Source organism: Pseudomonas shirazica (genome assembly GCF_015168335.1).
GTDB lineage: Bacteria > Pseudomonadota > Gammaproteobacteria > Pseudomonadales > Pseudomonadaceae > Aquipseudomonas > Aquipseudomonas asiatica.
The window spans coordinates 4,146,888-4,160,428 of sequence record NZ_CP063456.1; the positions used below are offsets into that span (position 1 = coordinate 4,146,888).

General features: G+C 64.2%; 13 protein-coding genes. 5 read left to right on the forward strand and 8 right to left on the reverse strand.

What is annotated here, in order from left to right; all coding sequences use genetic code 11:
* Position 1 precedes the first annotated feature (1 nt).
* Genes gspG through IMX18_RS19190 form a run of 6 tightly spaced genes read right to left on the reverse strand, consistent with a single transcriptional unit; the run spans position 2 to position 6,937 of the window.
* Positions 2–436, reverse strand: a complete 435-nt coding sequence (gene gspG / locus IMX18_RS19165; protein ID WP_013971171.1) for a type II secretion system major pseudopilin GspG — start codon at positions 434–436, stop codon at positions 2–4.
* Positions 437–453: 17 nt separating this feature from the next.
* The gene (gene gspF / locus IMX18_RS19170; RefSeq protein ID WP_061551021.1) at positions 454–1,656 is read right to left on the reverse strand and encodes a type II secretion system inner membrane protein GspF; all 1,203 of its coding nucleotides are present in this window, start codon (positions 1,654–1,656) and stop codon (positions 454–456) included.
* Positions 1,657–1,659: 3 nt separating this feature from the next.
* Positions 1,660–3,108 (reverse strand): GspE/PulE family protein, encoded by a 1,449-nt coding sequence (locus IMX18_RS19175; protein WP_054573198.1) that lies wholly within the window; start codon positions 3,106–3,108, stop codon positions 1,660–1,662.
* Complete coding sequence (gspD, locus tag IMX18_RS19180) at positions 3,108–4,871, reverse strand: type II secretion system secretin GspD (RefSeq protein ID WP_173585793.1); 1,764 nt, start codon at positions 4,869–4,871, stop codon at positions 3,108–3,110. The genes IMX18_RS19175 and gspD overlap by 1 nt, the downstream gene beginning before the upstream one ends.
* Positions 4,872–4,874: 3 nt before the next feature.
* Positions 4,875–5,300: a pilus assembly protein PilZ gene (locus tag IMX18_RS19185; protein WP_170976270.1), complete on the reverse strand. Its 426-nt coding sequence runs from the start codon at positions 5,298–5,300 to the stop codon at positions 4,875–4,877.
* Positions 5,297–6,937, reverse strand: a complete 1,641-nt coding sequence (locus IMX18_RS19190; protein WP_054573197.1) for a bifunctional UDP-sugar hydrolase/5'-nucleotidase — start codon at positions 6,935–6,937, stop codon at positions 5,297–5,299. The genes IMX18_RS19185 and IMX18_RS19190 overlap by 4 nt, the downstream gene beginning before the upstream one ends.
* Positions 6,938–7,160: 223 nt before the next feature.
* Between IMX18_RS19190 and IMX18_RS19195 the strand changes: the two genes are divergently transcribed.
* A complete protein-coding gene (locus IMX18_RS19195) occupies positions 7,161–9,221 on the forward strand; it encodes a PhoX family protein (RefSeq protein WP_015269119.1) in 2,061 nt (686 codons plus the stop codon).
* A 542-nt stretch (positions 9,222–9,763) separates the two neighbouring features.
* Complete coding sequence (locus IMX18_RS19200; RefSeq protein ID WP_232880415.1) at positions 9,764–10,375, forward strand: RHS repeat-associated core domain-containing protein; 612 nt, start codon at positions 9,764–9,766, stop codon at positions 10,373–10,375.
* A gap of 342 nt (positions 10,376–10,717) precedes the next feature.
* Here IMX18_RS19200 and gspK read toward each other — a convergent pair whose 3' ends face one another.
* Positions 10,718–11,683, reverse strand: a complete 966-nt coding sequence (gspK, locus tag IMX18_RS19205; RefSeq protein WP_015269118.1) for a type II secretion system minor pseudopilin GspK — start codon at positions 11,681–11,683, stop codon at positions 10,718–10,720.
* Positions 11,684–11,828: 145 nt separating this feature from the next.
* Between gspK and tatA the strand changes: the two genes are divergently transcribed.
* From tatA to tatC, 3 genes are read left to right on the forward strand one after another with little or no spacing between them, the layout of a single operon-like run.
* A complete protein-coding gene (gene tatA, locus IMX18_RS19210) occupies positions 11,829–12,062 on the forward strand; it encodes a twin-arginine translocase TatA/TatE family subunit (protein ID WP_015269117.1) in 234 nt (77 codons plus the stop codon).
* Positions 12,062–12,367: a Sec-independent protein translocase protein TatB gene (tatB, locus tag IMX18_RS19215; RefSeq protein WP_015269116.1), complete on the forward strand. Its 306-nt coding sequence runs from the start codon at positions 12,062–12,064 to the stop codon at positions 12,365–12,367. The genes tatA and tatB overlap by 1 nt, the downstream gene beginning before the upstream one ends.
* Positions 12,364–13,125 carry a twin-arginine translocase subunit TatC gene (gene tatC / locus IMX18_RS19220; RefSeq protein ID WP_054573196.1) on the forward strand — a complete coding sequence of 254 codons (762 nt, stop codon included), beginning with the start codon at positions 12,364–12,366 and terminating at the stop codon, positions 13,123–13,125. The genes tatB and tatC overlap by 4 nt, the downstream gene beginning before the upstream one ends.
* A 103-nt stretch (positions 13,126–13,228) precedes the next feature.
* Here tatC and IMX18_RS19225 read toward each other — a convergent pair whose 3' ends face one another.
* A complete protein-coding gene (locus tag IMX18_RS19225; protein WP_015269114.1) occupies positions 13,229–13,540 on the reverse strand; it encodes a YqfO family protein in 312 nt (103 codons plus the stop codon).
* Position 13,541: the final 1 nt, after the last annotated feature.

A 13,541-nucleotide genomic window follows, 5' to 3' on the forward strand; every position in this document is an offset into this window, starting at 1 on the left:
GTTACAGTTCCCAGTTACCCAGGTCGGCATCCTGGCCTTCGCCGCCCGGCAGCCCGTCGGCACCCAGCGAGTACACGTCGACCCGGCCATGTTCGCCGGGCATGCGGTACTGGTAAGGGGTGCCCCATGGGTCTTCCGGCAGGCGGCGCACGTAGCCGTCGCTGCGCCAGGCCCGTGGCAGCGGCTCCTGGGCCGGCTTTTTCACCAGCGCGGCCAGGCCCTGCTCGCTACTGGGGAAGCGCAGGTTGTCCAGGCGGTACATGTCCAGCGCTTGCTCCAGGGTGGCCAGGTCGGCCATCACCTTCTGCTTCATGGCCTTGTCCTGGTTGCCCAGCACGCTGGGCGCGACCACGGCGATGAGCAGGCCGATGATGAAGATCACCACCATGATTTCCATGAGGGTGAAACCGCGCTGGCGGTTACGTCGATGCTGCATGGCAGTACTCCTTGTCGTCACAGTTGCAGGCCCTGGTTGAGTTGCATGATCGGCAACAGCACCGCCAGCACGATGAACAGCACCACGGCGCCCATCACCAGGATCATCAGGGGTTCGAACAGCGCCATGGCGGTATCGACCTGGCGGGCGAAGCCGCGCTCCTGGTCATCGGCCACGCGCTCGAGCATGTCGGCCAGGGTGCCGCTGGCCTCGCCGCTGCCGACCATGTTCACCAGCAGCGGCGGGAACTGCTGGCAGGCATCCAGCGCGCGATGCAGGCTGGTGCCGCCCTGAACTTGCTGGCGCACCTGCTCCATGGCCAGGCGGATACGGCGGTTGCCGACGGTTTCGGTGGCCACTTGCAGGGCTTCGAGCAGGGCCACGCCACTGCCGCTGAGGATTGCCAGGCTGCGTGCCAGGCGCGCGCTTTCCAGCACCTGCAGCAGGTTGCCTATATGTGGCAGGCGTAGCAGCAGCTGGTCACGGCGCAGGCACCAGTGCGGCTTGCGCAGCAACCAGCCGCCGAGCGCGCCAAGCAACAGGGCCAGCGCCAAAAGCCAGGGCCCGGCCTGCACCAGCCCTTGGCTCAGGCCGATCAGCAACGAGGTAATGAGCGGCAGGCTTTGCCCGGCATGGGCGAATTGTTCGGTGAGCTTGGGTACGACGAAGGTCATCAGGCCTACCACCACGGCAAGCGACACCCCCATCAACACGGTGGGGTAGATCAGCGCGGTACGTGCCTTGTGCTGCTGTCGTTGAACCTGCTCCAGGTGGTCAGCGAGGCGGGTCAGCACCTGGGCCAGGCGACCGGACCGCTCGCCGGCCTCGACCAGCGCGCAGTACAGGCCGGTAAACGGTGCCCCCTGACGTGCCAGGCTGCGAGCCAGCCCCAGGCCTTCGGCCAACGAGCCGCGCAAGGCCACCAGCACACTGTGCAAGGCGGGCTGGCGCAGTTGCCGTTCCAGGGTAGCCAGGGCGTCGACCAGAGGGATACCGGCACCGGTCAGGGTGGCCAGCTGACGAGTCAGTTCGCATAGCTGGACGCGGCTCAGGCGCTGGCGCCGGGGTTGCCGGGTGCCGGCTTCGTGACGCTGCAAGCGGCGGGCGAACAGGCCCTGCTCACGCAACAACTGGCGGGCATGACGTTCGCTGTCGGCCTGCAAGCTGGCCTTGTGGGTCTTGCCGGCGAGGTCGACGGCCTGGTAGCGATAGGTCGGCATGGCTCAGCCCTGCACCACGCGTAGTACTTCGGCCAGGCTGGTCTCGCCACGGGCCAGGCAGTCACTGGCCATCGCCACCAGGCTCTGCCGGCGCTCGGCCAGGTAGTCCTGCATGGCCAGTTCGCTGGCGCCGTCGTACAACAGGCCGATCAGCCCGGCATCCAGCTCGATGAACTCATACAGGCCCAGGCGCCCGACATACCCGCTGCCCTGGCACTGCTCGCAGCCCACCGCGTGGTAGCTGCTGCCCAGCGCCGCCAGCTCGGGCCACAGGTCGCGTTCCGCCGGCTGCAGCGGGTGCGCCACGGCGCAACTGCACAAGCGCCGCACCAGGCGCTGGGCCAGTACGCCGCGCAGGCACGAGGCAATCAGGAACGGTTCGATGCCCATGTCGCGCAGGCGGGTCACCGCGCCCACCGCACTGTTGGTGTGCAGCGTGGACAACACCAGGTGGCCGGTGAGGCTGGCCTGCACGGCGATCTGCGCGGTCTCCTGGTCACGGATTTCGCCGAGCATGATCACGTCCGGGTCCTGGCGCAGGATGGCGCGCAGGCCGCTGGCAAAGGTCAGCCCGGCACGCGGGTTGATGGCAGTCTGGCCGATGCCGGCGATAGCGTATTCCACCGGGTCCTCGACCGTGAGGATGTTGCGGCTGCCGTCGTTGAGGCTGTTGAGGCTGGCATACAGGGTCGTGGTCTTGCCCGAACCGGTCGGCCCCGTGGACAGCACTATGCCGTTGGGCCGTGCCAGGCAACTGCGCAGGCCCTGCAACACCGCCGCCGGCATGCCCAGGTTGCCCAGCGCCAGCAGGTTGGCCTGCTTGTCGAGCACGCGCATCACCACCCGTTCGCCGTGGATGCCGGGCAGGGTCGAGACCCGCACATCCACTTCGCGCCCCGCCGCACGCAGGGTGATACGGCCATCCTGGGGCTGGCGCTTTTCGGCGATGTCCAGACGGGCCATGACCTTGATCCGCGACACCAGCATGGCCGACAACGCACGCGGTGGGCGCAACACTTCGCGCAGGTGGCCATCGACACGCAAGCGCACCACCAGGCTCTGCTCGAAGGTTTCTATGTGAATGTCCGAGGCACGCAGGCGCAGGGCCTGGCCGAACAGGCCGTTGATCAGGCGGATTACCGGGGCTTCGTCGTCGCTTTCCAGCAGGTCCTCGATGCGCGGCATTTCGCTCATCAGGCTGTCCAGGTCGACCTGGTCGCCGATGCCTTCGATCAGCGCCTCGGTGGCGGCATCGCCGGCCTGGTACAGCTGGCCGAGGCGTTCGTCGAACAGTGCAGGCTCCAGGTATTCGAGCAGGCTGGGCTGGCCGTGCACGCGCAGCAGCTCTTGCAATTGGGCGCTGTCGGCGTCGTGCCGCAACCATAGCTGCCAGCCCTGCTCCGCAGGGGCCATGGCCACCCCGCTCTGCCGTGCCTGGCGATAAGGCAGCATCACCAGTCACCGCCTTCCAGCCGTGCGCGGCTGGAGGGGAACACCTGCAACAGCGGCGTAGCGTTTTGCGCATCCGCCAGGTCGGGCAACTGCAGCGGCGTGGTCTGCTGCAAGGTGCGGTACTTGTCTTCGCTGAGCCCGGCCAGGCTCGGCCCGTCACGCAGGATGCGCGGGCGGATGAACACCATCAGGTTCTGCTTGGTGTTCTTCGTGGCGTCGGAGCGGAACAGCCGGCCCAGGTAAGGGATATCGCCAAGCAGCGGCACACGCTGGTCGCTGGTGCTCAGTTCGTCGCTGATCAGGCCGCCGAGGATCACCAGGCCGTTGTCCTCGACCATGACCTTGGTCTTGATCTCGCGCTTGTTGGTGATCACGTCGCTGGCAGCCGTGGTGTCGGCAATCGACGACACTTCCTGGACGATGTCCAGGCGCACGCTGTTGTCGATGTTGATCTGCGGCTTGATGCGCAGCTTCACCCCGACTTCCTTGCGCTCGATGGTCTGGTACGGGTTGGCGTTGTTCTGCGTCACCGATCCGGTGACGAAGGGCACTTCCTGGCCGACCAGGATCGACGCCTCGGCGTTGTCCAGGGTCAGCAGGGTGGGCGTGGACAGCAGGTTGAAGCCGCTCTTGCCCTTCAGCGCGTTGACCAGCATGGCGAAGTTGAAGCCGCCGCCGAAATGGCCGATACCCGCCATGGCGCCGGTGGTGCTGGACAGCAAATCGCCAAGGGCCTCGTTGTCGCCGCTGGCAGCGGCCCCTGCGATGCTGGCGATGTTTACCCCGTTGCTACCGAAGTTGACGATGCCGGCACCGAACTTCTCGTCAGCGAACAGCCACTGCACGCCCAGCTCCTGGGCGCTGCTGTCGGACACCTCGGCGATGATCGCTTCCACCACTACCTGGGCACGGCGGATGTCCAGCTGCTCGACGATGGCGCGGTAAGCGGCCAGCTCGCTGTCGGGGCCGACCATGACCACGGCGTTGGTGCCTTCTTCGTATTCCAGGCGGATGCCCGCCCCCCCGGCGACAGGCACTACGGGCCTTTCCTTGCCCTCTGCTTCGCCCGCACCTTCAGAGGGCGCCATGCCTTCCTGGCTGAGCCCACGCAACACCTTGACCACTTCGCCAGCATTGGCATGGCGCAGGTAGATGACCTGGGTACTGCCACTGCCTGGTGCGTCCTGGGGGCGGTCAAGCTGGCGCAGCAAGCTGGCGATACGTTCCAGGTTGCTGCGCCAGTCGGTAACTACCAACTGGTGCGCCGCCGGATAAGGTGTGATCACACCGACCCGTGGGTCGATCAGGGGCTTGAGAATGCCCAGCACCTGCTCGCTGGCGGCGTTACGCACATTGAATACCCGCGTAGCCACACTGTCGCTGCCTTCCCCCTGCTGCCCTCCCGCCTCCACCGGCACAGGCTCCAGGCGAGCGGCCTGGTCGGGAACGATCTTCACGCTGCCATTGGGCAGGTCGACAGTGGCGTAGCCCTGGGCGCGCAGCTGGGCCAGAAAGATGTCGTAGATGGCATCGGCGTCGTGCAGGTCGACGGTGCGCACGGTGACCTTGCCCTTGACCCGGGGGTCGACGATGAAGGTGGTGCCGGTGATGCGCGACACGCTGTCGATGAACTCGCCCAGTTCGGTGTCGACGAAGTTCACCTCGTACATCGGCGTACCGTTGTCGTCGAACACCGGCTCTTCAGCACAGGCCATGGACAGGGCCAGGCTCAGTGCGGCCGCCACGCAATATCTAACAGGCATCGTTCATCCTTGCCGCTTGAAGCCGGTCACGGCGGGGCGTGGCGGCCAGGGCAGGCGTTCACGCCGCCCCTGGTTGTTGAAAATCAGGCCATCGCTGTCGATGTCCTGCAGCACGATCCCTGGCGCCAGGCGCTGGCCGCGGGCCAAGGTGCGCACCTGTTCGCCATAGCGCAGCACCACCACGCTGGAGGCCAGCGGCTGGGCCTTGAGGCCACCCAGGTATTGCAACGGCAGGCGGGTGATGGCGATGGCACCGTCGTTGACGGGTACCTGCCAATGGCCGACCATCAAGCCAGGCAGCGGCTTGTCGGGCGCGGCGGGCGCAGTGGCCGGTTGCGGCTGGCGGCCCAGTTGCAGCACGCACTGGGCCGCCAGCCAGCCGACCAGGGTCAGGCCAGCGCCAGTCAGCAGGCGCGAGGCGAGCATCACGAGGCCAGTTGCCTTGGGTGCCAGCCCGGGTGCCCCTGCACGTAGCGCACTTCGGGCAGTTGCAGCGGCGCCAGTTGCCAGTCGCTTGCCTGGCGGGCGAGCCAGGCTTCGACCCGTTGCCACAGCGGCTCGCCGGCCTGGTTTTCGAATTGCAGGCCAAAGGTGCGGCACAGGCCCTGCACCGGCTCCAGGCCACTGATGCGCTTGCCTTGCGGGCTGTAGCTGACACGCCAGGCCTGGCCCTGCCAGCGCGGCAGGTCCTGGCTGTTGTCCAGCAGCAGCGGGTCGCCGAACAGTTGCTCCGCGGCGTTTTCCAGCACTTGTTCGACCTGCCGGGCCGGAGCTTCGACCACCGGTGCCGGGTAGCCACCGGTGAGGCTGATCAGGTGTTCGCGGGTAATGGCCGCCCCGGCGGGCAGCGGATAGTCGTAACGCAGGCCCGGCAGCAACACCGGCATGCTGCTGTCGTCGGCCAGGGCCTGATGCAGCAGGCGGTCCCAGCTGCCGCCTCGGGTATCGCGGCGCCACAGCGCCTGGGGTGCGCGGGCCAGCGGTTGGTCGAGCCAGGCTGCGTGGCCGGCGCGCTGCTGGCGCAATTCTGCCTGCAATGCCCCGATACGCTGCTGCGCGGCGGGTGCCAGCTGGTGCTCAAAGGCTGGGAAGAAACGCCCGTCGAACTGCCACAGCCCGGCCACGCGCTGGCAGCGCAGGCGGAAGGCGCCGCTGCCCCGGCAACCGGCGAACAGCACCGGCACGCGGCGGCCACTGGCCTGGCTAACCTCGACCGGCGCCGGCCACAGGTCCTGGCCGCGGGCGCACAGCAACACGTCGATCTGCGGCACCCGCTCGGCCAGCCACAGGCCCGGCCCGGTACCGACATCGGCCATGGCTACCACCAGGTCAGCATCGCGCCGCGCCTGTTCGAACACCGGCTGCAATGATTGGTACCACTGTTTAAGAGAGGCTTTCTGGTCTTGGGCGTAGGGGTCGGTCACGCCGACCACAGCAATACGTGCACCGCCACGTTCGAAGACGCGCAAGGCTTCCAGGCCCAAAGCCCGGCGTTGTGTGTCTGCCAGCCCGGCGCCCAGGGTAACGGTGCCAGCCTGGCGATACAGCGCCGGGCTGCGCTGTGGCCACAGCACGCGCTCGTCACTGCTGACCCGCGCTTCGCTGCCCAGCAGCTGGCTGCCCTGCAGGCCGCTTTCGCCCTGGGTCAGGTAGGCCAGGCCACTGCCATTCCAGCCCTGGCCGTTTTCCAGGGTCAGGCTGTTGCCCGCCCCAGCCTCGCCGCGCAGTTGCTCGAGCAACGCCGCCAGCACCGCATAGCCGCCCAGCTGGGCAGATGCAGCCTGGCTGGCATCGAGCAATGGTGCCAGTTGCGGGTAGGCGATGCTGGCACTGCTGCCGGTCATCCATGGGGCGCGGCCCAGGTGGCTGACCGGCCCAAGGCGGGTGGCCGGCACCACGGCCTGGCCAGGCTGGCGGGCATCGAGGGTGTCGGCCACGTACAGCAGGTCGAAGCTGGCATTGCCGCCCTGCTGCCCAGGAAGGGCGGAGCAGGCGCCGAGCAACGGTGCCAAGGCACCGATACCCATCCAGCTGATCACTTCGCGCCTGTGCACACTGCTTGCCATCGAACCCGCCATCCTTATCCATGTTCATTCAGGGCCCCGGATGTTGCGGCGTTGGCATTACAGTTTGATGGCAGAAATCCGACAGCCATTCCAAATTGATCTGTAGAGCACGCTTCTAAGAGCGAGTTGTTTTAAAACCCCTTTAACATTTCTGCCAATGAATCATCATATTTGCGCACTAAAGTCGCGGTTCCTCCAACTCAGCCAACATAAGGACACCCTGATGAGTCGAGATACCGGCGACAACCTGGACCGGAACCAAAGCGGCAACCTGCCGATGGCCAGCGTTATGGACGCCTACCTGAGCCGCCGCAGCGTGATGCGTGGCAGCCTGGGCGCCGCCATCGCCATGATTGCCGGTACCGGCCTGACAGGCTGCTTCGACGGTGGTGGTTCCGATCACGATGATCCGGTCACCGAGCCACCCGTGACTGAGCCGGAAGTGCCGAAACTGGCACTGGGCTTCCAGTCCATTCCGGGCTCGCGCACCGACGCCTGCGTGGTAGCCGCCGGTTACAGCGCCTATGTGCTGGCGCCCTGGGGCACGCCGATCAACAGCAACGGCAACCCGTGGAAATCCGACGGCAGCAACACCTCGACCGACCAGGCCAACGCCATGGGCATGCACCATGACGGCATGCACTTCTTCCCCATCAACGGCAGCTCCGAAGACGGCCTGCTGGCGATCAACTTCGAGTACATCGACACCGCCGCCCTGCACCCGGCCGGCCCGACCACCGATGTGAACGGCAAGCGCCCGGTCGAGGAAGTGCGCAAGGAAATCAACGCCCATGGTGCCGGCGTGGTGCGCCTGCAGAAAATCGGCGGCCGCTGGCAGGTGGTCGACAACGACCCGCTCAACCGCCGTTTCACAACCGCCTCGCGCATGGAAATAACCGGCCCCCTGCGCGGCACTGATCACGTGAAGACCAAGTATTCGCCGGACGGCACCCACTGCCGCGGCACCAACAACAACTGCGGCAACGGCTACACCCCCTGGGGTACCTACTTGACCTGTGAAGAGAACTGGCCAGGCATCTTCGTCAACAAAGGTACCCGCCCTGAAGACCAGCGCCGCATTGGCGTGGGCACCTCCAGCGGCCAGTACAAGTGGGAAACCGCAGCCGGTGACAGCAGCGAAGTGGCCGACGAATTCGCTCGTTTCGACGTCACCGTCAAAGGCGCCAGCGCCACCGACGACTACCGCAACGAAGCCAGCACCTACGGCTACATCGTCGAGATCGATCCGTACAACAGCGCCACACTGGCCACCAAGCGCACCGCGCTGGGCCGTTTCCGCCACGAAGGTTGCTGCCCGGGCCTGGCGGTCGCGGGCAAACCGCTGGTGTGGTACATGGGCGACGATTCGAACAACGAGTACCTGTACAAGTGGGTGTCCACCGCTGTGTGGGACGCCGCCGACGCCAACCCCGCCGACCGCCTGGCCACCGGCGCCAAGTACCTCGACCAGGGCAAGCTGTACGTGGCACGCTTCAATGCCGACGGCACTGGCGTATGGCTGCTGCTGGACGTGGGCACTGCGACCACTGGCGGCAGCACCTTGGGTGCGCTGTATGGCGACCTGCCGGGCATCATCCTCAACACCCGTGGTGCTGGCGATGCGGTGGGCGCAACGCCGATGGACCGCCCGGAATGGACCACGGTCAACCCGCTGAACGGCGACGTGTACCTGACCCTGACCAACAACAGCGCGCGCACCCCGGAGAAGGTCGATGCAGCCAACCCGCGCGGCCCGAACCGTCACGGCCACATCATCCGCTGGCACGACAGCGACGACCAGCTGAGCTTCACCTGGGACATCTTCGTGTTCGGCGCCAACGCTGCCGGTACGGCCGACATCAACCGCTCCGGCCTGACCGAACTGAACCAGTTCGCCAGCCCGGACGGCATGAGTTTCGATAGCCGTGGCGTGTTGTGGTTCGAGACCGACAACGGCGAGAGCACCGTGACCGACTACACCAACGACCAGCTGCTGGCAGTGATCCCCACCAATCTGGTGGATGCCAGCGGCAAGCAGGTGCCGGTGAACGCGCAGAACCAGGTGGACCTGCGCCGCTTCTTCGTCGGGCCGAATGGCTGCGAGGTGACCGGCATTACCTTTACCCCGGACAACAAGACGCTGTTCGTCAACATCCAGCACCCGGAGAACTGGCCGTATACCGACAAGGCCACCGATGCCACCCCGGCAGGTGCCACGGTAAGGCCGCGGGCTGCGACCGTGGTGATCCAGCGTATCGATGGCGGAGAGATCGGCACCGCCTGATTGATCTGCGCACGGGGGCCGCTTTTGCGGCCCTATCGCGACACAAGGCCGCTCCTACAAGGGATCGCATTCCCCTGTAAGAGCGGCCTTGTGTCGCGATGGGCTGCAAAGCAGCCCCGGAAAAATCATCCGTTACATTTCTACTCGGGACCGCATGCCCAGTAGCAGTGTATTCAAACCACCTGATAAATCTGCCAGTAGACATCCGCAAGCTTGTGAAAAATACTTTTACCACTTGTAACCCTTTGGAACACACACATGCGTTCAGCAACGCCCCAATCAAAACGGAAAAAATTCTTTTCCCAAGATAACCAATTGACTTGTGAAGCAAGTGACAGCCCACGTCGCCTATTGTGGGCCAATGGCATTACACTAGCGGAACTAGACACCTCGAAAAAAGCCAGCCAAATTCTGCAATCCGACAATGCAAACACTGCTTTGCGCAGTATTCCAGAAGGTTTGCCACAAAACTATTCGCCCTATGGATTTCTCCAAACAACTCCATTCATCTTGTCGCATTCAGCGGGCAGCGACTCGATACAATGCTGCAATGTTATGCACTTGGCAATGGACGCCGATTCTATAGTCCCAGATCAAGACGATTTCTCCAGAGTGATAATCAATCTCCGTTCCGTAAAGGTGGACCTAATGGATACAGCTATTGCCAGAACGACCCCATCAATCGGCATGACCCAAATGGACAATGGTGGCAATGGTTGAAGCGGGGAGTAAATTGGCTGGCCGGTAAGCTTCCAACATATTCTGTAGATAGACCACAGTTACGCACCGGAAACCAAACCTTACAAAGCCCCAACGTTAATATAAGAATTCATACCACTGAACAAGCACCATCACCGGATTCATTTCACGTTTCACTAAATATCCGTGACATCGAGTTTGCCGCGAGAATAGGAAACAGAGTCATTAATAGTGCCACAGTACTAGAACCATTGTCTAATGCGGCCGTCAGACAGTTAAACCATGCAGCCGCTGGACTTGCAGTGGCCTATACTACCGACCGTGTAACGAATAGTATTTTTGGCGAACCCAATACGGCTCTCGCTGTAACCGCCGAGCTCGGAACTCTAGCTTATCTCGATAGACGCCTAATCAGTGATACTGCATCAGCCATTCGAAATGTATATTTCCGATAGCACCATAATGCTTCAACCGCCATTGAATTAGCTTTTGCAATCCAAGGGTGCTGTCGAGCAAATTGGAGCAGCGCCGTGGTCTTGTGACGCGCCTCTTCCAAGGATGTATTGCTCAGCGAAAAATAGTTCCGCGACATGGGCCACGGAAAGGCTTCAGGCTGTGACTGTGGTGATCCAGCGTACTGATGGCGGCGAGATTGGGACTGTCTGACCGTTCTGGGCATAGGGGCCGCTTTGCGGCCCTATCGCGACACAAGGCCGCTCCTACAAGGGATCGCATTCCCCTGTAGGAGCGGCCTTGTGTCGCGATGGGCTGCAAAGCAGCCCCGGCAATCTCAAGCCCTACCACACCATCGGCTCGCGGCTGCGCACCCGCACCTGCTGCGCCGGTACCCGGGCATGCCATTGCACCACCCCCAGCGCCTCCACCTGGAACTCACTGCGTATCACCCGCCCCTCCTCCGCGAACGACAGCTGCAACAGGAAATACCCGCTGTTCAGCAGCAGCCCTTCGCTCAAGCGCTCGAAGGTTTCGTCATCCACCGCCCCCAGGGCCTGGCGTAGCGCAGTTGCATCCACATACCCCGACGCCGGCCGGCCGCTGATGATGCGGCTGAGCAACGAGCGTGGATAACGCCCTTCATACAGCGCCTCCAGCAACGGCAGATGCTCCAGCCCCAGGGCATTGGCATTCAGCCGCCAGCCGGTGGTCTGCGGCAAGGCGCACAGCATCGGGTAACGGCCCTGGCGGCTGGCGTCCGGCTCCAGTAGCAGATTCAGCTCGCTGGTATCGAGCATCGGCTGGTTGGCAGCCAGGCGTGGTGGTTGCTGGCGCAGGTACTGGGCGCTCTCGGCGCCCTGCAGGCGGGCATCGCTGTCGGCATCCAGCCAGTCGGCCAGGGCATCGACCAGGCGCTCGGCAGCCATGTCGTCGCCCAGCAGGTAGCGCAACTGGCGCGCAGCACGCTCGCCGTCAGCACCGAGCAGCGCATTGACGTTGAAACAGGTGTGCTGGTCGCGCACCCGCAACTGCGCCTGGCCGGCGCCAAAATCGTAGTTCAACGGCTGCCCGCGCAAGGCCTGCCAGAACAGTGGGCTAAGCCGCCAGCTGGGGTCACGCAGGGCCTGCTCGGCATAGGCCAGGCCGGCCTGCTCCATCGCGCGCGCCTGCACCCGCTGGTGCAACAGACGCACATCATCGACCTGGCGTCGGCCATCTTCCACCAGCCAGGCCATGCCCGCCGCCAGCATCGCCAGCACAACCATCACCATCAGCAGGGCCGCGCCCTGCTGTTGCCTGCCACCCATCCTTGCCTGCCCCTGTCGCCGAATAAAGACGCCAGTCAACACGCCCGGTGTTGCAGGTAGATGGCAGTGACCGTTCGTCATGTGTACGTCATCTGCGCGAGGCAGGATTGTCTTTCCTTTTCATGACCTTACAGGAGTGGTCGCAATGGGTGGCATTGGAATCTGGCAACTGGTGATCGTACTGCTGATCGTATTCCTGCTGTTTGGTACCAAGCGCCTCAAGGGCCTGGGCAGCGATATGGGCGAGGCGATCCAGGGTTTTCGCAAGTCCATGGGCGGTGACACTGACGCCACTCCCCCAGCGCAAACGCAGGTGCAGCAACAGTGCCCGTTGACCGGTCAGGGTACGCAGCAACCGCAAGCAGACCGTCAGCCCTGATGTTCGAGGTAGGCTTCAGCGAGTTGCTGCTGGTCGGCATCGTCGCACTATTGGTTTTAGGCCCGGAGCGCCTGCCGGTGGCTGCACGCACCCTCGGGCGCGGCCTGGGCCAGGCGCGCAGGGCCATGCACGCCTTGCGCAGGCAGGTGGAGCGGGAGATCGAACTGCCCGCTGTCGAGCTACCCACTCTCGACAGTGCGCCTTTGCAGCGCCTGGAACAGGAGATCCGCCAAGGCATCAGCCTGAAAGCGGAGCCGGCCAATGATGCGGCCACGGTCGCTCCCCCCAAGGAAAACCTTTCATGAGCATTGCCATGGACCCGGCGGCGAGCATGCCGCTGACCGAACACCTGCGCGACCTGCGCAAACGCCTGATGCGTTGCCTGGCGCTGGTGGCGCTGGCGTTCGCCGGCCTGTTCCCCTTTGCCCAGACGCTGTATACGCTGATTTCCGAGCCGTTGCGGCGCTTCTTGCCGGAAGGCGCGAGCATGATCGCCACCAGCGTCACTTCGCCGTTCCTGACGCCGTTCAAGCTGACTGCGATGTGCGCAGTGTTTATCGCCATGCCACTACTGCTGCACCAGGCCTGGGGCTTTCTGGCGCCGGGGCTGTACCGCCGTGAACGGCGCATTGCCCTGCCGTTGCTGGTATCGAGCATCGTGCTGTTCTACGCCGGCATGGCCTTCGCCTTCTTCCTGGTGTTCCCGATGATGTTCGGCTTCTTTGCCAGCGTGACACCGGAGGGGGTGGCGATGATGACTGATATCAGCCAGTACCTGGACTTCATCCTTGCGCTGTTTCTGGCGTTCGGGCTGGCGTTCGAGATCCCGGTGGCGACGTTTATCGTGGTCTGGGTGGGGTTGGCCGATGTAGCTACATTGCGGCGCAGCAGGCCCTACGTGATCGTCGGCTGCTTTGTGGTGGGGATGATCCTGACGCCGCCGGATGTGTTTTCACAGACGATGCTGGCGGTGCCGATGTGGGTGCTGTTCGAGGTGGGGTTGCTGGCTTGTGGGTGGTTGAAGCGGCCTGGGCAGGGCAAGGAGATTGTGGCTGGATTGTAGGGCCCTATCGCCGGCAAGCCAGCTCCCACAGAGATATCACAGGTTCTGATGACTGCGATATTCCTGTAGGAGCGGGCTTGCCCGCGAATAGCCTTGATGCGGTCTAGAACTCGGCGAGCCGCCAGACTTCGTAGGCTGGCGTCTCGTACGGGTGGCTCTGCTTGAGTGCAGCGACGACCTGGGCAATCAGGTCGTCAGCCACCACCAGCTCCACCTTCCACTCTTCCACCACCTCGACCTGGCCGGTTTGCCCGAGGAACGGCTGGCTGCCGTCCAGCGGGCGGAACTGGCCCTGGCCCAGCGTCTGCCAGGCGCAGTGGTCATAGTCACCGATGCGCCCGCCACCAGCGGCGAACACAGCGGCCTTGACCACTTCGACGTGGCTGGCGGGGACAAAGAAGGCGAGCTTGTACACG